This is a genomic window from Ekhidna sp., assembly GCF_965247405.1.
Taxonomy (GTDB): Bacteria; Bacteroidota; Bacteroidia; order Cytophagales; family Cyclobacteriaceae; genus Ekhidna.
Genome location: NZ_OZ252014.1, coordinates 3402468 through 3422923, shown reverse-complemented (window position 1 = coordinate 3422923; position 20456 = coordinate 3402468). Strand labels below are relative to the sequence as shown.

Here is a 20456-nt window from a genome sequence, read left to right as displayed (position 1 = left end):
ATATTATTAAAAACAGGATTTTCCTATGATTCAATGTAGTCGATTGATACTAAAGTTAGTTTAGATATTTTGTGATTAATGTATGATATTTTGTTTTTTTAATCGACAGTAATTGAAGTAAAAGAAAGGACTTATCTCCCGATAAGTCCTTTAACAACCTACATCACTACTAACTACTAATTCCTTAAAAACCGATTGTCGCCTCTAACACAATTCCGTCGAACTTAGCTCCCTGAAACCTAGTTCCATTCCAACCGTCACCTTCATACTTATGAGTGACATATTCCAATTTAGTTGCAATGTTTTGTGTCATAAACCATCCAAAACCAAGATTTAACCTGTTTACATCACTTGCTGGCAGTCCATCTGCAAACTCACCTGTCACAGAGTTATATCTACCTCCAACGTAAAGTTGTTCTGTAGTTCCAAATCTGTAGAGTAGCTCTGCGCCTAATTGTGTGAAGCTTCCACCCGTTGCATCATCACCATTAGATGTTTTTTCAAACACACCGAAGAATTCAAGACCACTATATTTAACAAATGGGTTGATTTGGAATGCCGTGTGGTAAGCAAAACCAGGATTCAACCTTGGTAAGAAGGCACTACCACCATCATTGATTCCTTCTAATACATTATAGTATCTAGCACCTGCCCTATCACCATTGTAGAGATAATCTCTCGTACCTTTATCACTACTGCTGTATAAAGACCCTGTCAGTCTGAACCTTAGATCATCATTCATTTGCTTATCATAGCCCAGTTTGGCATAAAACACACGACCATCATCTCCTGCAGTCGGCTTTTGATTTAAGCGTCCATTTGACATCCCCACGAGACCAATAATTCCATTGTTTTGAATAGTAACTTCCAAGAATGGCTCAGTTGTAAAAGAATCCATGATGTAGTTTCCTGCAAATGGATTATAAATTGCCCTAGCATTATCAGAGCGTCTAAAGTGAGTATCACCGTAGTTGATTTCATCCATACCCACTTTAATGGTGGCCATTTTCATAAATCCGCCAAGGAATCCAGGGCTTATGAAATCCAGTTTATCCATTTGGAGATACCCCCCTTTTACATAGGCTTCTGTATGGTTTCTGGAAGATAAATAAGTTCTCAAGTGCATACGAACACCGTCAGCTAGCTGAACGTCAAAGTTCAGGTTTGCTGTTGGTAAAGAAAAATTATTTGAAAGCTCTACCAATGTGTCTCCTACCAAGTCATTCTCTTGAGAAATTCCCTGGAACATGAAAGAAAAGTCACCACCAACACGGAGTTTTAATCCGTCGTATTTTACTGTGTCTTCTTTGCTTGTTTCGAAGACATTGACGCCTCTCTTATCGTTGTACCTGTAGTACTGGATTGAGGGAAACTGGGCGTAGACTGCTACCGTTCCAAACAGCATCAGGGTCGCTACTATGTGTTTAAAAAATGAAGTTTTCATAGTTCAGGTTATTTATAAATGAATAATTATTTAGTTAAAAAAATGTCATAGTGTATCACCACCTCATCACCAGTTTTAAGCGTACCAAACATGGCAGTTGGTGGGGTTATGTCAAAATCGCTCATTTTAAGTGGGACTTTGCCTTGTAGCTGCATTTCCGCGCCATTTTTGACAATTTCAGCATCCAGGTCTATTACTCTTGATTCTCCTCCAATAACCAAATTCCCTTTCCCCACAATACTATTCCCACTGATCTGTAAAGTCTTGGCAGAGAAAATAATTTCAGGATAGTCGTCGGCTTGTACAGCATCGTAAGCTTTGTCGTCCATGATAGACTTTCCGCTTTCCATAGACTTGGCTTTAATGGTTGCTTTAAGATTCTGAACTTGCGTGTGAGTAATTACTCCGGTCACATTAAATTCATTGACTGTCATCTCCCAGTCATGCAGAGAAGAAGTTCCGGTTATTTTCATGGAACTTCTTTCAGGGTGAAAGTGCAACTGAGCATAAGCACTGTTGGTAATAAAAAGCAATAAGACTACTCGTATATATAGGGCCATATCAAATATTTTTTTTGCTCAGACTCTTATAATCTGATATTTATAAGGTGAAGATACGAGGGTTATAAGGTGGATATTTATCAAATTTTGAGTGATTTTTATGAAATGCTGAAACAATGATTTAAGTCATTGGAGTGCCTGTAATTCATCAATATTATGGGCTGTATTCACTCATGTTAAAAGAGATGAGCAAAACATTTCCTAGTCTGAGTTGATTAGAAGTTGCGTACTTTTAGCGGATTCTTCCGGTAGTTATTGGCAAAACAGATTGAATGATTAGTCCTGCATTACCACTCTGCAAGGAGTATAGTAGTACAAGCTTCTCATCAGAATACTTCTTTCCCCTGAATGTTTTGCCATCATGATTCTGGTGGTTCAGCTAAAAATCATTTATCCCGGCATCATCAAGGATGACATGATTAAGTACTGCCTGGAACAGGTGCAACTCTTGTACTTTCCCGAAGGGGTTCATTATCAACTCTACCCCATCAATGGGTTGTAACTTCAGCATCAAGTAACAGGCTAATGTTTCACTCCCGTCATGATGGCGCAACTCACCATTACCCGACATATAGTATACTTTTTCATCATAGTATAATTCGCCTTTTGTAGAAAAGTTCCAGTCCGGGTGGGGTTGTGTTTCGATCTTGGGTATGGAGAGCCGGGTGGTAATTTTTGCATCATGATCTGAAAAGAAACGGTTGGTTGGGACAATATCTTCCAGGCTATCGTCCAGTTTAAAACTCAAATCCACAGTCGCTTTTTCATAATCCAGTAATACAATGATATTATTGAATCGGTAATTTTTTAACGAATCTCCTTCATAGGTTTTAATTACCATAAAACCTTGCCTGGTCATGTAGGTTTTTTGTGCTGCCGCCGACCCGCTGCTAACTAGTAGCCCAACTAACAACCAAAGCTTCCCTCTTATTTTTAAATATTGTATCATGTTATGATCTAGTGGCCCACCAAATACCGATTCCCATGACAGTCAGTGCTCCAAAGGCAACCCAAATGCCAGTCATCATTGCTTTTCGGGTAGCCGCTCTCTGTTCTGCAGGTAGCCCTCCTTTAGCTTGCTTTGCAACACTAGGTCGGGCAGCAACCTTTTTCTCAGTCACAGGCGGTTCTGGTTCGGGTTCATCCTTACTCACTTTGGCAATATGATCAATTAAAGCATCAATTTGTTCATCATTTAGTGGCACTGGAGGCATGGGTATCATATTGTATGCATTGAAAACAGCCACCGCCTTTTCATCACCTTCCTCAATCATAGCCTGAGACTCACGAATAAACCTTGTAATCCATTGCTTAGCATATTTTTCGGTCACCCCCTCTAGATCAGGCCCTACCAACTGGCCCTGACCGATCGTATGACAGGCGGCACAGTTGGTAGCAAATATGGCCGACCCATCTACCTCCTGAGAGGAGCTTCCATAGCCTAATATCAATAATCCAAAAATCAAGAAATATTTTATGCTCCTTTTATTCATTGATCAATTGGCCGATTGAATAAACTCTAAAATCTTTTCCGCTTCTACTCGTGTAAGTTGTGCACGAATTTCCATGTGCTTTACTGCCACATCCCACTGTACATCACTAAAGGTTGCAGGAGAAGCAGTATTGTGGCATCTGATACATGACTCTGCCCAAAGCTGAGCACCACTTTTCTGCAAAACATACTCGGGAGTTCCTTTGGAAGCATTGTCAGTACTGCTCGTAGCGCTTTGCTGTGATGCGCATTGTGTAAAAACTGTAACTACAAAGGCTATAATAGATATTAGTAGGAGTATTTTATTGAAATTCTTCATCTTCGTTAAATTTTAAAAGCCCAGGGTCCATTGAATATAAAAGGTATTGACATCCAGTTCTTCAGGTTCCTCGCCTCCTTCTCCATGCCCTCCGGAAACGTTATCCATCTGATAGGCAAACTTGATGGCTGTTCTCCAATCGATCCAGTAGTTCAGCCCAATGGCCAACTGGGTGCTTTCTGACTCCCATGGTGCTTCTTCCGGGGTGTTGAGTGTGGAATACCGCCCTACTAGTTCCAGGTTTTTAACAAACTCGTTGGAGCCAAATGTTGGGCGATAGCCGAGCTGAAAGAAACTGGAGTTGGATTTGTTGTCAAACGTGTATGACTCCATCACACTGTCCTCTTCAACTGTGTATGTCTGGTCATCAATATTGATGAAGTTTACCTGGCCTTTCAGATCAATCACACCTCCCAGGAAGGATACCTTCCTTACGTAGGTCCAGTCAAACGCATACATAAAAGCGCCAACATCTTCTAATTCAGAGTCACGGTTGCCCAGCTTGGCTGATTGAGCAGAAAAACCGACTTCCAGCGACTGATTCCGAAGAGGGAACACCCCCAGACGACCACCAATAGCCTTATTGTTATTGTTGTCCTCATCACCCTCATGCACAATCATACCTACTTCTTCTGCTTCTTCCTCACCGTCCTCAATGCGTGGGCCGTTCATTACATAGAGTGAGTAGTTGAACTTCATTCCTCCGAGATAAGAGGCACCTCTTAACTCTGCTCCCAAGTCTGAGGTGGGGAGAATTCCATCGTGTCCATACCCTAGTGGGACTGTTGGCAGCCTGTTGATCCATGAAGGATGCAGTCTGTCGAAAAAGATCCCAAAAGGAATAAGAATTTTACCAGCCCTAAGGTTTAGGTTGGGTGCGAGGCTATAATTAAAATTGGCATATTCTAGAGCTACTTCTATCTCACCATCCTCTACGGCAAATTCCAATTCACCTTCGAAGAACAGTTTGTCTGATTGCTTGTAAAGAAATAAGGGTACAAATCGTGCATTTCCGAAGGTAGTTTCCTCATCATTTGACATGAATGTCGCATCTGAGTAGCCACGCAGCAAAAACCTACTGTTGCCAGGTTGGGAGCTAAGGCCACCTTGGTTCTGTGCATTGATATCAACCAAAGCACCTATGACCAAGGTTAGACTAATTAGGTATTTATATTTCATAAGCCAGTAGTTTTATTGTTTCAGTGTTCTTAAGTAGCTGACCAATTGCCATCTTTTCTCTTCAGTAAGAGTAGCTTTATAAGATGCCATGGGAGCCCTACCCTCTGTGATTTTCCAGAAAATAGCTCCATCACTTTGAGCATGAAAGGCCCCTGTAATCAAATTGGTAGGCTTTGGATTAAGAGCAGCTCCAGCTACTCCATCGCCTTTGCCCTTTTCTCCGTGACAAATGGCACACATGGTGGCAAAGATTTTTTTACCCCCTTTAATAGCTTCTTGCTGTCCAGCTAATGGGTTTTTGAGTTTATCTGCTTCAGGAGGAGCTTTCCACTTATCCTGAGATATTCCACCTATAAAAATTAAGAATGCAATTACAAAAGCACTTTTCATTTCAATATCTATAATGTCCTAAAAAATGGGAGACACTTTCATGCCTCCCCATGTTAAATCACTACCCTCTCTACTAATTAAGGAGAAGACTAAAAATTGAGTGACTACTAATTCACCTAAGTAAACTTAGGAGCAAATCCTTCTCGCTATTTACCTTATTGTGGTTATGATTTAAGGAATTATGAAAGGATGAAATGGATATCTTTTTGTCGCTTAGAGACCAGACCCCAAAAGGCTAATCATTGGAAGTTTCTTCTTGCTTAATAATAGGGTTGAGCAGAGTAGTAATGATATGAATATTCACTATAGGATACCTTACCATTTCGTCAAACGGTTCGCCAAACCATTTGGATTCTATACCTGTGGATAAGGTAAATTCATATCCTTTGGCTTCATTTGCAGGCGAAAAATCAAAGCGACCTACTGCTCTGACAGGCCCTCCCACATTGTTGTTAAATATTCGGCCAATAAAAGCAAACTGGAGGAAGTTCGTACCAGCATTTTGAATGTTTTTCTTGGATACATTTCCTCTTATTACAAACTCTGCTTTGTTTTTCTTAAAGAGTTTTTTTGTTAGCCTTTTATCTTCTGCTACAAATGACCGGACCGGGAAAGTGACCCAAATGGTTTCTTTCCTTTTATTGTATATAATCTCCACTTTATCTGTTGAGGCTGATGCTATTTCACCTGAAACAACAAAATAGATATTTGCCCTTCCAGTGGAACTGGTATAGTACTCTTGCCCTTTTACAGGGTGATAGGCAACTAAAATGAAAACCACACTCACCAGGCAAGCCAGAAAATATTTTTGGGAGGATATAAATAACACCGGTTGAAAGTTGTGTATCGGAAATAAGATTTTATGCAATCTTAGGTTTTGTTGCCCACCCCTGTTTATCAAATTCTGGGTATGATTTAAGAGATTCTACATACTCAGTTAAATTTAACTCGCTACTCACAGTACCAGAGTAGCTTGTTAAAATAGAAATAATCCAGGCTATTGATTCCATTCTCTTCCTTAAAAAGATCTATTTTACCCTTGAGGGTTTCATAGGAAAAATTATTTTCCCTTTTTTGCCACCCGGAAATAAGCGCTTTTCTTTCATCCCATATGGGGAAATGATCCGGGGCATGTGCACATAGAAAGGTAGAGGTAATGAATTTGGCACGATCCAGGTAAGAAAGGTCATGAACGAGTATTTTAAAAATATTGAGATCTCCGTCTCTGACCGCATTTTTCACATCACTGTCAGCCATACTATTTAGGAAATAGTTGTATTGATAATCCGGGACTAATCGCCTTAATCCTAACACACCTATCTTACCATTCAGGGTGTCCATGTCCCATGATCCAACGTTTTGCTTGATATATGCCAAAGCCTTTTTATCAGACAAAAAATATCCTTTCAAAGAATTGAATTTCTCTAAACCCGACTGTATATTTTTCATCTCAACTATCTAGACACGTGGATGCTATACTTACTGGAATTAGCCACTGAAATTAGTAAGGAAGTCATCGATAAATCCTTTTTGCTATTTCCTGAGGATGATCTACTAGATGTTTTTCTTATGCTAGAAGAACCATTTTTTCTACCACAATTGCAATCTTCACAACCACAGTCGCAATTTTTCTTCTCTGGTTTTTTTACAAAAGGCTCCTTCCCATTGCCGGAATTTGTCAAAGATGCTTCCCATTCCCTTTTGTATTGGGACAAGGATATGCCGGTATACTTTTTAAACTGGCCGGAAAGATAGTGAATGCTACTATAGCCCACATTCACAGCTATCTGGCTAAGATTTAGTTTGCCTTGCTTAATTAGTTCTTTTACTTTATTTGTTCGTAATGCAATAAAGCATTGTTCTATGGTTTCACCTTTGAATTGACTATAAATCTTGCTCAACTGATGGTAATTACGACCAAGCTCCAGGGCTATGTATTCGGATAACTTGCGCTTTTGACTCAAAAGACTAATATTTTCCAAATAATCATGAATGGCCTTATCTATTTCTGTGACCAAAACTTCATTTTGATCTCTGACGAGTCCCAGATCCAGTGTTTCCAATTTTTGATTTACAGTATCCAGGTCTAAAGGCTGGTCAGCCGCTATGACCGCATAACCTAATTCGACTTCTAAGTATTTGATTTCAAGGTCTGATAAAATCTGTTTTACTACATGGATGCATCGCGGGCATACCATGTTTTTTATTTGTATGGTGAAAGTTTTCATTACAATATTGATTTTCGTTAAAGGAAAAATTCGAGGCAGGCTCAAATAAGGATTTGCCTGCAGAAATCAATATTGCCGGTCTAACAGAGGAATGATTGGAAAAGAATGCATGCGTACAGTCCCGTTACCGGTGGTGAAAGTGCATTATTAAGTGTATAAGGGTTTATTTCTTTATATGTAAAGGATGTATTGTAGGTTTGGCTCCAAGGAAGTTCAAGCGTTACCACAATCTTATCTAAGTCAAATATGGGTAACTCGTGTTTTACCAGACTTGCGTAAAATTGGCTGGTCTCTTCTTCGCAGCAGTCTTCATCGGAAGACTTATTGTGATCATGGGATTTATCTACAGGTGGTATATCTTCATGATCGTGAACATGGTGGTTATGAGACTCTTCAATTGCTACCCCATGATCATGGTGTCCATTGTCTTGGTGTGTGTGAGCGTTATTAATGACACCAAAGTCGCATAAAAAATCACATATAAAAACAACTGAAAATACGGCTAGCACACACGTGGCTAGTTTCTGTCGGTTGCTATGTAATATTTTCATAAACATAATAGTGTCACTCTGCTACATAAGATGCTACAAATGACCTACATCAAGATAATTATAACAATGATTTTTATCAACCATTTGCATGATATTTAAACAATGGGCATGTACTATCCCAAGGAAATATCTTGGGTTTAAGAATAAATTGAAGCAAAACATAGAACTGAATGTCTGTTCTACAAAAAATCCGGAGCTAAAGTTCTAATCTCCATTAGGATCGAGTCTGCTTTTTCTACATCTTCATTTTGTAGCAGTAAATAATTGAAATACAAATGACCAACCTCAATGTATGAAAGTTCTTGCGCAGGCATGTTTACGAGATATGGATCTTTATTTGGGAGTACCTTCCTTAGGTTATGATAAAGTTGAGCTTGCATTGGCCCAGTAAGAAAGGTTGCCTTTCCAGCATTGGCCTGCTGGGTGGCTACTGGTGCTATGAATTCGATTGTTCGTTTATCGTCTGTATTTATCGGCGCATTTTCTATGGTGGAACGAATGGCTTCAATATTGCCCAGATAAAAAAGTCCTGCCATATGAAGTGATGTATTTTTTTCATCACTCAATACATTTTCTATATTTTTTAAAAGCACCTCATTTCTAAGCCTGGTATTTGTCCTTTGACCTATCAGGGCAATGCTTGGTTTTTCACTTGAAAAGTCTGCACGCCAAAACGTGGTGGTTGGGAAAACCTTGCTGAAGGTTGCCACTATTGATTCAAAACTTTCCTGAGTGAGCTGATATAAGGGAAGCCATTGTGCAAACAGACCACCTGAATCCAGCTTACTCCTGACCATCTGAAAGTGCTCCAGGGTGTACAGGCTTCCCGTTCCACTATGCCAGGGAGAGAACAAATCACCAATGATCACATCATATTTCTCCTTTGTTCCCAATAGGTGATTGCGCGCGTCATCATGTATGATTTTCACCCGATGATCGGTATACAGGTCATTGGTCCAGGCTGAAAAAAAGTTCTTTGATGCAGGAATCACATCTGCCACAATTTCAGCTACATCTACGTGTTTAACGTCATGGTTCAATGCAGCTCCGGCGGTAATCCCCGTACCCATCCCGAGGAAAAGTACCTGTTCGGGTTCTGGATGAATGAGCAACGGTATGTTGGCTTGCATCTGCTCCACCAGTGTTGACTGAGCATCGCCGAGGATGTACGTATTGTTCAATCTCATGTCTATATTGTTGTCAGATTTTACCACAGAAACTATACCATCGACAGACTGCCAGACTCCCAACAACTGCTCTGAGTCCGATAACCGAACTACCTGTGGAGAGCTGAAAAACAAGACCGCAACGGTGGCAAAAGCTGACACGGTGATCTTTCTTGAAGAGTAGCCAATCCCGGAAGACTTAAGAAAGTAGAAAAGCAGAACACCATATCCTATGGCAATTACTTTAATGGAGACCCATACACCAACCACTTCTATAAGCACAAACCCTAACAATATGGGGCCAACTGCACTCCCGAGTGAATTGAGAAAAACCATTCTGCCAATGAATGTTCCTGGTACCAGATTAAATATGGAGTTTGATTTGATGAGGTATGGAAATAAGGTGCCTAGTACTATGGCTGGAATGCCTATCACCCCCAGACTAAGAAAAAATATTGAAATCAGATAATCTGTCCATGCAGCAGTCATCCCAACATAAGAGAGACCATTGGTCATAAAATCAAAAACCCAGGGCGTACTACCAACTAAAAGTATTGAAAATAGCAGTAGAAAGAATATGATGTTTTGAATTTTAAAGGATCGTTTCACCAGGTAGTGAGCAAAGGCCCCACCTATTGCCAGGGACAAAAGGAATACTACTAAAACAATCGAAAATGAATATACTGAGTTTTGCAAAACCTGTGTAAACATCTTGATCCATGCCGTTTCGGCCGCCAAAGCAAGCATTCCTGAGCCAAACGCTATTATATGAAACTGTGTAATGCTCAAGACTGAAGTTGTCTTTGGGTTAGCTTGTGATGATTGCTTAGTGGATGGCGGAGCTACCGTATATAAGTCGAGAATAATCGCCATGATGCCTATGATACCGGCCAGGCAAATAGATACGATGTAGGTGTTTTGAACCCCCAATTGGATGAACAAAAAAAAGCCGGCCAAAAAAGTACCCACCGCTGCGCCGAGGGTATTTAGTGTGTAGAGTAAAGTGCCTTTCGAAGCTAAATGCGTTCTGCCAATAAACTGTGATAAAACCGGAAAAGTACCCCCCATTAGTACCGTAGGTACGAATAGAACAAGCAAGGAAAAGAAGAATTTGATGAGGGTAAGCAAAGATCTGCTGTCCCCTGCCAGCAATACCACATCTGAATAGATGTCTTCATAAAATTTCAGTCCTGGTATCAACAAAAGGGCCGATAATGCTATACCCAACTCTAGCAATCCATAAAGCCTGAGAGGACGTATCACCTTTGAGGATCTGCTACCCCAATATTTTCCACCTAAGGCCAGCCCGAGAAAAAAAGAAGCTAGGGTAGCTGCAGCGGCATAGGAAGCATTACCAAAAACAAGCCCAAGTTTGTACATCCACACTACCTGCATTACCAAACCTGCCATTCCCGAGAAAAAAAACAGGAGTCCAATGGGTCTGTGTGAAAGGGAGTTGAGGATTACTTTTTTTTCCATTCTTAAGTAAAAATTAAAACAAAAGGGGTCATTAAGACCCCTTAAGCTTCATTTAAAATGTTAAACCTACTATAAATGAAAAACTATGGGTTAGTATCAAGGCAACCAACATAGTTTGGATTATTTGCCTCAGACTGAGGAACCGGGAAAACTACATTGGAATCATACGATCCACCTTTAAAGTAGTCACCCGTTGGAAAAACATCTGAGACAGACCTGCCATAGACCCTAACCAACCGACGTAAATCACCCTGTCTATGAGCCGTACTGTACAACCAAAAAGCTCGTTCTGCAAAATGATAGTTTAGTAATTGATTCTGGGTCATGCCAGACAGGTCTTCTGGCGGCAATCCGATCGTCGCTCTCAGTGCAGTATGAATGCTCTCAACCGTCGCGTTTTGAGTTGCCTGTGCGGCAGCTTCCGCTTCGATCAGTCTTGCTTCGATACCGGAGGCAAAAACAATAGGATCACTTGCATCATCATATTTAAGTTGATTGTAATATGGAGTAATGTCATCCTGTCCAAACGCTCCATTGTCTTCCCATGGAGTCCGTGGATCATTGCTACTTCTATACATTAACCCATTTCCTCCTTTTCCATCTGCAATTGAAAATTGCCTCCTTACCGTACTCATGATATACACCCCATTTTGCTGCCTTAGACTATTTTCAGAGTGTTCTACATTGTACACAAAATCATCAGGCACTGATGAAACTTCGTCGGCTGCATCAGAGATTTGACCCAAGCCTAATAAAGCCCTGGCTTTGCCCACTCTCGCGAGATACTCAAGGTCAGAACCAGGTGTGGCATCAGCAATGGCATCATCAAACCAATTAATGGCAGCCTGAAACATTTGATCTGTTGTTTGGGGCTCCCCCAATATCAGATCACCACCATCTGCAGGTGCTTTGCTAAATGAGATCCCTGAACAATAGGTTTCAGCAAAAAGGATATAAACATACCCTACTACACTTTCCATCTCACTTTTGGTGTTATCAAATCCACCAAAAGTATTAATAAGGTCAACTGTAGCTTCAGCTGATGCCCTGGCGCGATGAAGGTTTCCATATATCCTGTCAATATCAAAATTAACATTTTGAACAATTCTGGTATCTGCCTCTCTTCTGGTTGGAAATGTCCCGCTATAGTCATATTCATCTGCCATAAGACCACTCATGATAATAAGTCCGGTAGTAGCACCGTGTCCAGCCGCCGAACCACTAATGGCGACTGCAAGATCTCCTAAAGAGCCTGCCCTTAACGTTGCAATCCCGGCCTCACTATTCAAATTGTCCGGTGTAACAATATCAGGATCTGTTACCTCCAGCATCGAATCGCATGACGATATGCCAAAAATCAGCATAGTCAGTAACCCAATTAACCCAAGGCTATTTCTAATCGCTCGTTTCATTTTGTTGCTTTTATAATTAGTCATAATAGTATCATTTAGATTAATTAAAATGTCAGATTGAGGCGAGCCTTCCACATCCTTACGGGAGGCTGGCTTAGGAATTCTTCCGTCGTGAAGTTGGCTTGTCCAACGGAGCTTATTTCAGGATCTAATCCCGAATAGTCTGTCCATACTCCAAGGTTTTGACCAGATAGCGTAAGACTCGCTCGACTTAACCCTGCATTGCTAATAAGGGTCTTCGGTAGACTATAGGTAAGTGAAATTTCTCTTAGTCTCCAAAAAGACGCATCCTCAATATATCCGGCATTTGTACCTAAAAATTTAGAAGCAACTGCCCTGGCCTGACTTGCCAATGAGGCATTTGGATCATTTAATTCATCGGTATTGTTGTTTCCGTTTCGCCAGGATCCTGTGTTGTTATAAAGTTTCTGTCCTCCACGGAAATTGAGTAAGCCCCTCAACTCCAATTGTCCATCCAAAAATTTAAGTGAAGGCATAAATGAGACGTCTGTAGTAGCGAACGGGGAACCCAAATAAACAACCTCTGTCCCTGCTTGAACTTCGCTTTGGGATATAAACCCATCTCCATTGGCATCATTGAATGTATAAGGCTCATCCCAATAACCTCCCAGCGGATAACCTTCAACATGTCGTTGCTGTCCAAAGATTACTGGTTCAATTCCCTCTCCAAGCTCCTTCAATTCATTGTCCAAAAATGCACCTACAAAATTTAAGTCAAAAGCTGTTTTCCCTACTTCAAATATTCTTGCATTCATAGACACTTCCAATCCCTTATTCTGAACGGATCCAAGGTTTTCAAATCGGCCTGTTCCAACTCCTAATGATTGTGGAAGTTGTCTAAAAATAAGTGCATCAGATGTTTGCTTATTAAAATAAGTTACTTCAAGATCCACTCTATTGGAAATAAGTCCGGCATCAAATCCAAACTCAATCTCCCTGGATCTTTCGGGCCTTAAGTCTTCATTACCCACGCTTCCAAACGTAACACCTGTCACATCACTTCCTCCATCTACAGTGGCAGCTATAGGATTGAAAAATCTTAGTGCATCGTTTGTACCTGGTTGTACACCCGAGGCTCCCCAAGCCCCTCTCAGCCTAAGTGAACTCACTATATTGTTACTAACATTGAAGAAAGACTCATCAGAAAGAACCCACGAAGCACTTACCTTCGGGTAAACCACCGCATCCAGTGCTGAGCCAAACGAACTACCTCTGTCTGAACGAATAGCACCTGTAACAAACAGTCGCTCATTAAAACTTACCTGCTCTTCGATAAAAACACCGGCAGTTCTTTGTTCAATAGTTTCCTCGGTACTAAAAGTCGTGGCTGCACCGGCAATGGAGCTACTCCCCGCAACCAATTGAAGTCCAGTACTTAATGTCCCTTGGGATAGATTTCCAAGATATTGAAATCCAACAGAGGATCTTAAGCCGACACTAGATGACAGCTTATTCGTATAGGTGGCCACCGCATCAAGGGTGTACACAAACTCATTAAACCTGTTTGAAAATCGAGCTCCTTCATCATAGTTAAGAAAATCCGGAGCTTTACCGGTCGGAAAAAACTGGGTATCCCATCGATTAGTGTAGTCAATACCCCCTGCAAGTCTTACCCTTAAGTTTTCAACTTTTGTCCATTCTAAGTTAAGGCCTGTAGTGTATCGATTAATCCTTTGTCTGGTATCTATGGTAAATAATTCTGCCGGCGTAAATTCACCCCATCCATCATTGACTTCCGGATCAGCTGTACCATTGAGACCTTGTGCCATAAGGGCCAATGAAAAGTTATCATTTAGTGGAAGTTCCAGGTCGCTATTGGTGTATCCGCTAGTGAAATTTGCCTGCAAGCTTTCGGTAATTTTGGCACCAAAGTTTGCACGAAAATTCAACCTTTTGATATTATTTACCGGAAGTACCCCCTCATTATCACTTACGTTACCTGATAGGTAATAGGTCAGGGCATCACTACCCCCTGAGACACTGGCACCAAACCCAAACAACTGGCCTTTTCTGAACGGAGATGTTTCAGAATCATTTAATGGCTGGTAAGATTCTACTCTTGTAGGAACAAAACTACCTTCCGCTGCTTCAAAATTAAACCCGGGATTACCGCTCGCATCATAAGCCTGGTAGTTTGCAGGGTAATTACCTACATCCTCTACAAAACCTCTTTCCGTGTAGGCTGTCCATCGCGGTTTGCCTTTTTTTCCTTTCTTGGTTGTGATCCTTATCACCCCATTGGCAGCTATTGATCCGTATAGTGTAGCGGCAGATGGGCCTTTAATTACCTCAATTGACTCAATATCCTCCGGATTGATATCATTCAATCTGGAAGGTGACTGACCTCCGGTTTCAAAAGAAATGGAGTTGGGCTGGTTGTTAATTAACACTCCATCAATGTAAATAACTGGTTCATTGGACAATGAGGCACTATTTGATCCCCTAACCCTTATTCTTGAACCCATTCCCACTGATCCGCCACTTCCGAAGATTTGAACACCGGATGCTTGTCCTTGTAACAAGTCAGACACGTTGCTTATTGGTCTTACTTTGACATCCTCATCCACATCAAGTCGCGCAATGCTATTTCCAATTTCGACCTTTCTTCGTACCCCTGTAGCTGTCACTACCACCTCTTGAAGGTTACTCACATCTTCGTTTAAAACGATGTTGTAATTTTGCTGATTACCAACTGCAACTTCTACTGTTTCAAAACCCAGATAGCTGATTACCAATGTCTCCCCCTCTTCGGCCTCAAGATTAAAGTTTCCATCTATATCCGTTGTTGTACCATTGGTTGTACCTTTTATAACAACTGTTGCGCCGGGAAGGCCATTGCCCTCACTGTCAGTGACTCTTCCACTAACCGGAATCAACTCTATCACAAAAACTCCAACTTCAGACTTTTTCTTTGCTCGCTGTACGTGGATGTTATTATCTATTCGTTTGAAATTCAATGCCTTTTGCTGTGAAAGCAACGTTAAAGCATCCAACAATGACCCATTTTCAATATGGACGCTGACTTTTGATTTTAAGTCAACCTTGCTGTCATTGTAAGAAAAAGAAAATCCTGTTTTCTCATTTAGAAAATTGAACACTTCCTTCAATTCAACGTTATCACTTGAAATTGAAAGCGGAATCTCTTTTAAACTAACCTGGCCATTAGCTTTTTCTGCATAGACTGTCATGCTAAGGAGACAGTTTACGAGTAAAGCATAAAACATGGTCTTTGACATTTCTATCGTTTGTTTTAGTATATACTTGTTCATACTTTTAATTATTGGTAAAACATAGTTTTTATCAATGCTCAGGGTTTTTGAGGTAGACTATCTTTTGTTTGCAGACGGAGATGTATGCCTCAATCCCTTTTTGGTTCGTCATCCTTATTGGATGACGAACTCCTTTTTAACTTGTATCATATGCATCCATCACGTTAGGGTTTTAAGGTTAATATTATGATATTGTCTTTATTCTTTTTATAAGAAAATCCGGAGGTATAACTCCAACCATCCAATACTTTTATGAGCGATTTATTGTCATAGCTGGCAGAATACAGCCCTCCTGCTTCGTGACCAAAATCTGCCTGAATAGTTACGTCATACCACCTTTCTATTTTCTCTTTCACCTGATCAAAGGTGTCATTTTCAAAAGTGAGTATTCCGTCCTTCCAACCAACATGACTGGTTAGGTTATTGATTTTGTCCGCTTTAAACCGGTTATTCTTTTTTTCATACCTGAGAAGGTCATAGGGTCTAAGCTGGTAAGAATCACCCATGGAATGTGATACCTTTACATTACCGCTAACAACCACTATACTTGCTTCCCCTTCATCTTCAAAAGATCTGATATTGAAGGAGGTACCTAAGACAGTGGTCTTTAATTCCTTAGTCCAAATAACAAATGGTTTTGACTTATTCTCTGTGACATCAAAATAAGCTTCGCCGGTCAAATAAACTTTTCTTTCACTATGCCCAAAAAGTGAATCAATGATTAATTCACTTTCTGCATTCAGATGAATTTTAGTACCGTCTGGAAGAATGGATATGGATTTTTGCCCACGTGGGTTTTCTTTGGTTACTAAAATCCTTTTTTCTCTGGCAGGAGATGTATCTGCTGCATTAAATGGACGTAATATCAAGGTGAATGCAACAATCAAAGCTACTGTGGCAGCTACATGAAGCATAATCTTCCTCCACCTAAAACCAGATCGAGGGGTCTCTTTAATTATATTTTCTAAGGTCTCTAAATATTCATCTGACGTTAGTGGTTCTGCTTTCGCATACGAAATGGATAAAACAAGCGATCTGGCATCTGAAATAACCTGACGTTGGCCAGGGTTTGAGATAATGTATTCATTCCAAAATAGAGAGGATTCTTCATTTGGGTGCTTCACCCAAGCAACAAAAAAATCATCTGTAACAAAATCAACTACGCTGTAGTCACGGTATTTCATTGGTTTTCATGCGTTTCTACCTATCTAGTAGAATAAACCAAATGAAAGTGTCCATTTTTTGAAGAAAAAAAATTCTTACTTCAACTATTTAATGAAAAAAAGAACATTATTCCGAATTATTTACAAACACTAAATGAATATATGGCGCATAGAATGCAGTGCTCTCCCAACTAACTTTCTGGCAGAGCTTTTGTCACTCACATTCATAATGTCTTTGATCTCTTCAAACGTGAACCCTTCATAGTAGTAAAGAATGATAGCTTGTCTTTGCTTTTCAGATAGCTGATTAAGAGCCTTGGTTAATCTTCCACGTTGGATCTTGGTATTTTCTTCATCAATAAGCCTAACATCACTGGTCAGGCTTATAGCCCAGTTGGCAGGAGGGTCATTCGACGGTTCAAACGATTTTAGTTGCGTTTCTTTTTTGAGAATGGACATAAGCGTCCGATGCAAGGCCTTGTACAGGTATGGCTTAATCTTTTCCACACGTTGTTCTTTACCTTGCCTTTGCTTCAGGTACAAGAAAAGGTCCTGAATTGCATCCAGAACGATGGCCCTGGATGCAAACTGGACACCAAATGTAAATAACCGGTGGACATATTCGTTATAGATATACACGAATGCTTCATCATCTCCGGCACAATAGGCTTGCCAAATTTCTTCATCTTTTCTATCAGAAAATCTCTGCTTGCTCTTTTTCAAAGATGGAGCTTTGTGTACATCTAAAGGATATATTTTTTTCTCGCCCATTTGATCGGTTATTTATGCAAATGATTCATCAATGTGAACTACTCATCCCCCGGGAAGAAGAGTGTGTCTTCATGATTTTCCATTGGTCGTTTTCAAACTTCAAAACCGATGTAGCTACTCCTTTACGCTCAATTACCTGGCCCTCAGGTTCATCCGATTTCACCACGATTTTAAAGGTATAAGTCTCCGTAGTAAAGGCATACGGCATATCAATTTTCACTTTGATTTTATGATCATTGAAGTCAAATGACTCAAAAGCTTCTAACTCTGGTGCCAGATGATGATCTAAATAGTGCGAAAATGAACCTTCCGAACCACCCGATTCAAATACTTCAGAGTCTTTCAGGAAGAGTTCATTTAAACCTTCCACGCTTAGTGCTTCTATACCATTCTTGTATGTAGTTATTACTTCTTTCACCTTCGTTTCTTCTTCCGACAAGTTCACATTTCCGTACTGGTCAGTGGAAGTATTGCAAGCGCTAAGAATGAATGTAATAAGCACTGCAGGTAGTATTATTTTTTTTTGAAATTTCATGTTTGTTTTTGGTTGATATGATTGGGCAAACTGCATTTCTATAGCTTCCCAAAATCATAGGTTAATTCATAATTGATTTAAAACTCATTCGTCTTCAAGGGGTACAGTTTCTATTGATTTGATCAGGATTTCACCTGTTCCGTCTAGCATGATACCTACGTATCCATTTTTCATCTTGTCCCCATGACCATGAGTTACTGTCTTATTTCCGATGTATCCTTTATAGTGGGTTCCGGCAGCTGACACACGAAGGTTGATCCAATCCTCATCCGATTCGAATTCTGACTCGTCAAAAACCATTTCATCTCCCTGCACGATCCTTCCCAGCTTCATATTGTTTCCATTTACCGCCACAAATTCATGATTGTGGGCATTACTGGCATGGTGTATCAGTTTATAGGTTCCCTGAAAGGAGCTGGCATTTAAACTGACAGCCATTCCGATATTTCCATACGACTGATGAAATACAAACGCCACTGGTTGACCGTTTGCAGTTAATTTCAAGACATTGTCGCTTGCAACCTCTGTTACTTCAGGGGCTATATTTTCCATCGCCCCGGCTATGAAGTGAAAGTCAGATCGGATGAGCTCCTCGCCGTTACCGGATGGTGTCCATGTTTTTCCTTCACCTTCATCCATAGATGCCTCACCATGACTACCATGATCATGACCCCCTGATGCTTCACCATGGTCATGACCATCCTCACTTTCGGTCATTTCAGAATGATCGTGTCCGGATTCTTCCTCTTCAGATTTTTTCCCACCTGAGCAGGCCGCAACACCCAACATTAGCATGAAGAGGATAGCGGAATAAATTGTTGATTTCAGTTCTTTCATTTTTTATATTATTTGAATTGTTCAATAATTATTTTTTTGTTCCCACGCCGTATTTGTAAACCAGCTTTCCCCCAAGGTCCGCTGTTTTAGCCACCATGCCCATTCCGACCAGTCCCAATATCAGCAGGCCAATCGCCATCAATTTTTTGGTATCCAGGCTTTTCCAATAGAGGAATCCTCGCAAAACAGCATATCCTGCAAAAAAGTAAAGCGTGTAATGCCCCCAATCTGAGTGCTGGCTGGCTGTGACTTCTCCCTGAAATGGGACGGAAACCATATCGATGGCCTGGTCCCCAGAGAGATACGCAGCAAAAGCACTGACAGCAGCCAAAGCATACAAACTCATCGCTCCATTTCGTGTCCAGGTGCTCTTTTTGATGACAAAAACCACATCAAACAGCAAAGCAACAGCCCATAGAGCAATAGGAAAGTGAATAATCAATGGATGGATATTTGGCATCCATTCCGGTAAAAGCGCTTCCATTTTATTCAATGGTTTCTTTTACACTTCCACACGACGGCATTTTATCACCAAAATATGGATTTGCAATTTTAGCATCATTTGATAGCCATGAAGCACCCGCATTGTCATTGGCCATGGGGCAATAATCCACGTAAATAGCTCCCATGGTTAATTTGGAGTTTTTTACCAACTCGATCATTTCAGCACTCAACATGGCAAACATCTTTCGCTTATCTTCAATGCTTTTGGCTTCTGAAACCATTTTTGCGCCAGTGAATGCTTTGTTGCCATTTTTCACCTCTTGGAGGGCAAGGACGAGCTGTGCTGCCGCATCATTTGATTTCAAAACGTCTGACGCAAAAAGGGCGTCTTTCAATGCTGTATACTTCAGGTATGCTTCACCCATCTCCTGGCTCTTAAACATTGGGCCCATTTGATCTGTATTTTTTTTAGTTTCATTGCCATGGCTTCCATGGCTATGCTGTGCGAAAGTCCCCCAACTGCTTACAGTCAGAAAGACCAATAGAATTGATTTTTTCATTGGAATATTATTTTACGGTTGAAAAGATTAAAGGGAAAATATGAAAAGGCTTACCTTTTGTCCCAACGTTTTAAAAAAGGTATGATACACAACGTTCTTATAGTTGTGGATTACTAAAGCCTTGCACGTAAAAGTGACCTTATATAAAGGTATTATATCCGGAAGACCTGGAATAAAATAAGGATAGAAGCCTGCCGGGGAGGCGGCCTATCTATTTCGTATAATAGAGTGGTTAATTCTTTATAGCTATTGGTAAATTGAGCAATAAAATGCTCAACCTGATTGAGTTGAAAATTGGAAAACGAAACTTGTAATTCTTTAACAAGAATTTTGGCATCATATACGACTTGGGCGGTAAAATCATCACAGCATTCCTCTCCTTCTGATGCTGAATGGTCATGACTATGGGCATCATGACCATGGTCATGTGAATGGTGGCCTTCTGAATGGCTCTTTTCTTCATGAGTGTAATTGTGGTCAAACCCTGCGACATCACCCAGATTACAGACAAAATAAACCAGAAAGGCACCCAAATAGGTACTAAGCAGGGAAAAGGAGAAAATACGATTTTTTAAAGTTCCCACTTTGGATTCAATTCTACTTATTAAAGGTAAGTAGGATCACTCAATATTCAAA

General features: G+C 40.5%; 21 protein-coding genes. All 21 read right to left on the bottom strand.

From position 1 onward, the window contains the following. Positions 1–184: 184 nt before the first annotated feature. On the bottom strand, positions 185–1444 hold the full coding sequence (locus ACP14Y_RS15775) for a hypothetical protein (protein WP_348284265.1): 1260 nt from the start codon (positions 1442–1444) through the stop codon (positions 185–187). Positions 1445–1470: 26 nt separating this feature from the next. Continuing rightward, entirely contained in the window at positions 1471–2004 is a 534-nt protein-coding gene (locus ACP14Y_RS15770; RefSeq protein WP_350222536.1) for a YceI family protein, read from the bottom strand. Between the two features lie 379 nt (positions 2005–2383). Continuing rightward, complete coding sequence (locus tag ACP14Y_RS15765; RefSeq protein WP_348284263.1) at positions 2384–2953, bottom strand: hypothetical protein; 570 nt, start codon at positions 2951–2953, stop codon at positions 2384–2386. 1 nt (position 2954) lies between these two features. Beyond that, positions 2955–3497, bottom strand: a complete 543-nt coding sequence (locus ACP14Y_RS15760) for a c-type cytochrome (RefSeq protein ID WP_424963878.1) — start codon at positions 3495–3497, stop codon at positions 2955–2957. A 3-nt stretch (positions 3498–3500) separates the two neighbouring features. Further along, positions 3501–3815, bottom strand: a complete 315-nt coding sequence (locus tag ACP14Y_RS15755) for a hypothetical protein (RefSeq protein WP_424963877.1) — start codon at positions 3813–3815, stop codon at positions 3501–3503. 12 nt (positions 3816–3827) lie between these two features. Next, positions 3828–4994, bottom strand: coding sequence for a hypothetical protein (locus ACP14Y_RS15750; RefSeq protein ID WP_424963876.1), 1167 nt, complete (start codon positions 4992–4994; stop codon positions 3828–3830). A gap of 12 nt (positions 4995–5006) precedes the next feature. After that, complete coding sequence (locus ACP14Y_RS15745) at positions 5007–5384, bottom strand: c-type cytochrome (protein WP_424963875.1); 378 nt, start codon at positions 5382–5384, stop codon at positions 5007–5009. A 235-nt stretch (positions 5385–5619) separates the two neighbouring features. Continuing rightward, complete coding sequence (locus ACP14Y_RS15740; RefSeq protein WP_424963874.1) at positions 5620–6252, bottom strand: hypothetical protein; 633 nt, start codon at positions 6250–6252, stop codon at positions 5620–5622. 83 nt (positions 6253–6335) lie between these two features. Next, positions 6336–6833 (bottom strand): hypothetical protein, encoded by a 498-nt coding sequence (locus ACP14Y_RS15735; protein WP_424963873.1) that lies wholly within the window; start codon positions 6831–6833, stop codon positions 6336–6338. A gap of 5 nt (positions 6834–6838) precedes the next feature. Continuing rightward, entirely contained in the window at positions 6839–7612 is a 774-nt protein-coding gene (locus ACP14Y_RS15730; RefSeq protein ID WP_424963872.1) for a helix-turn-helix domain-containing protein, read from the bottom strand. 80 nt (positions 7613–7692) lie between these two features. Next, positions 7693–8163: a hypothetical protein gene (locus tag ACP14Y_RS15725; RefSeq protein ID WP_424963871.1), complete on the bottom strand. Its 471-nt coding sequence runs from the start codon at positions 8161–8163 to the stop codon at positions 7693–7695. A gap of 179 nt (positions 8164–8342) precedes the next feature. Continuing rightward, positions 8343–10808, bottom strand: a complete 2466-nt coding sequence (locus ACP14Y_RS15720) for a fused MFS/spermidine synthase (protein WP_424963870.1) — start codon at positions 10806–10808, stop codon at positions 8343–8345. A gap of 83 nt (positions 10809–10891) precedes the next feature. Then, the gene (locus tag ACP14Y_RS15715; RefSeq protein WP_424963869.1) at positions 10892–12244 is read right to left on the bottom strand and encodes a hypothetical protein; all 1353 of its coding nucleotides are present in this window, start codon (positions 12242–12244) and stop codon (positions 10892–10894) included. 20 nt (positions 12245–12264) lie between these two features. Next, complete coding sequence (locus tag ACP14Y_RS15710) at positions 12265–15510, bottom strand: SusC/RagA family TonB-linked outer membrane protein (RefSeq protein ID WP_424963868.1); 3246 nt, start codon at positions 15508–15510, stop codon at positions 12265–12267. Between the two features lie 164 nt (positions 15511–15674). Continuing rightward, positions 15675–16694: a FecR family protein gene (locus ACP14Y_RS15705; RefSeq protein WP_350222551.1), complete on the bottom strand. Its 1020-nt coding sequence runs from the start codon at positions 16692–16694 to the stop codon at positions 15675–15677. 129 nt (positions 16695–16823) lie between these two features. Further along, on the bottom strand, positions 16824–17444 hold the full coding sequence (locus ACP14Y_RS15700; RefSeq protein ID WP_350222552.1) for an RNA polymerase sigma factor: 621 nt from the start codon (positions 17442–17444) through the stop codon (positions 16824–16826). 28 nt (positions 17445–17472) lie between these two features. Further along, entirely contained in the window at positions 17473–17979 is a 507-nt protein-coding gene (locus ACP14Y_RS15695) for a nuclear transport factor 2 family protein (protein WP_350204896.1), read from the bottom strand. Between the two features lie 84 nt (positions 17980–18063). Continuing rightward, positions 18064–18816 carry a hypothetical protein gene (locus tag ACP14Y_RS15690; RefSeq protein WP_350204895.1) on the bottom strand — a complete coding sequence of 251 codons (753 nt, stop codon included), beginning with the start codon at positions 18814–18816 and terminating at the stop codon, positions 18064–18066. A 28-nt stretch (positions 18817–18844) separates the two neighbouring features. After that, entirely contained in the window at positions 18845–19300 is a 456-nt protein-coding gene (locus ACP14Y_RS15685) for a DUF2231 domain-containing protein (RefSeq protein WP_350204894.1), read from the bottom strand. Between the two features lies 1 nt (position 19301). After that, entirely contained in the window at positions 19302–19820 is a 519-nt protein-coding gene (locus tag ACP14Y_RS15680) for a DUF3347 domain-containing protein (protein ID WP_350113910.1), read from the bottom strand. Between the two features lie 152 nt (positions 19821–19972). Further along, on the bottom strand, positions 19973–20404 hold the full coding sequence (locus tag ACP14Y_RS15675) for a hypothetical protein (protein ID WP_350204893.1): 432 nt from the start codon (positions 20402–20404) through the stop codon (positions 19973–19975). Positions 20405–20456: the final 52 nt, after the last annotated feature.

What these genes read in the sequence shown, in the direction of transcription:
- ACP14Y_RS15720 (WP_424963870.1), bottom strand. Translation starts at nt 10,808, where the DNA reads ATGGAAAAAAAAGTAATCCTCAACTCCCTTTCACACAGACCCATTGGA.
- ACP14Y_RS15710 (WP_424963868.1), bottom strand. Translation starts at nt 15,510, where the DNA reads ATGAACAAGTATATACTAAAACAAACGATAGAAATGTCAAAGACCATG.
- ACP14Y_RS15700 (WP_350222552.1), bottom strand. Translation starts at nt 17,444, where the DNA reads ATGGGCGAGAAAAAAATATATCCTTTAGATGTACACAAAGCTCCATCT.
- ACP14Y_RS15755 (WP_424963877.1), bottom strand. Translation starts at nt 3,815, where the DNA reads ATGAAGAATTTCAATAAAATACTCCTACTAATATCTATTATAGCCTTT.
- ACP14Y_RS15750 (WP_424963876.1), bottom strand. Translation starts at nt 4,994, where the DNA reads ATGAAATATAAATACCTAATTAGTCTAACCTTGGTCATAGGTGCTTTG.
- ACP14Y_RS15695 (WP_350204896.1), bottom strand. Translation starts at nt 17,979, where the DNA reads ATGAAATTTCAAAAAAAAATAATACTACCTGCAGTGCTTATTACATTC.
- ACP14Y_RS15725 (WP_424963871.1), bottom strand. Translation starts at nt 8,163, where the DNA reads ATGAAAATATTACATAGCAACCGACAGAAACTAGCCACGTGTGTGCTA.
- ACP14Y_RS15775 (WP_348284265.1), bottom strand. Translation starts at nt 1,444, where the DNA reads ATGAAAACTTCATTTTTTAAACACATAGTAGCGACCCTGATGCTGTTT.
- ACP14Y_RS15735 (WP_424963873.1), bottom strand. Translation starts at nt 6,833, where the DNA reads ATGAAAAATATACAGTCGGGTTTAGAGAAATTCAATTCTTTGAAAGGA.
- ACP14Y_RS15760 (WP_424963878.1), bottom strand. Translation starts at nt 3,497, where the DNA reads ATGAATAAAAGGAGCATAAAATATTTCTTGATTTTTGGATTATTGATA.
- ACP14Y_RS15705 (WP_350222551.1), bottom strand. Translation starts at nt 16,694, where the DNA reads ATGAAATACCGTGACTACAGCGTAGTTGATTTTGTTACAGATGATTTT.
- ACP14Y_RS15680 (WP_350113910.1), bottom strand. Translation starts at nt 19,820, where the DNA reads ATGAAAAAATCAATTCTATTGGTCTTTCTGACTGTAAGCAGTTGGGGG.
- ACP14Y_RS15690 (WP_350204895.1), bottom strand. Translation starts at nt 18,816, where the DNA reads ATGAAAGAACTGAAATCAACAATTTATTCCGCTATCCTCTTCATGCTA.
- ACP14Y_RS15770 (WP_350222536.1), bottom strand. Translation starts at nt 2,004, where the DNA reads ATGGCCCTATATATACGAGTAGTCTTATTGCTTTTTATTACCAACAGT.
- ACP14Y_RS15765 (WP_348284263.1), bottom strand. Translation starts at nt 2,953, where the DNA reads ATGATACAATATTTAAAAATAAGAGGGAAGCTTTGGTTGTTAGTTGGG.
- ACP14Y_RS15715 (WP_424963869.1), bottom strand. Translation starts at nt 12,244, where the DNA reads ATGACTAATTATAAAAGCAACAAAATGAAACGAGCGATTAGAAATAGC.
- ACP14Y_RS15685 (WP_350204894.1), bottom strand. Translation starts at nt 19,300, where the DNA reads ATGGAAGCGCTTTTACCGGAATGGATGCCAAATATCCATCCATTGATT.
- ACP14Y_RS15730 (WP_424963872.1), bottom strand. Translation starts at nt 7,612, where the DNA reads ATGAAAACTTTCACCATACAAATAAAAAACATGGTATGCCCGCGATGC.
- ACP14Y_RS15745 (WP_424963875.1), bottom strand. Translation starts at nt 5,384, where the DNA reads ATGAAAAGTGCTTTTGTAATTGCATTCTTAATTTTTATAGGTGGAATA.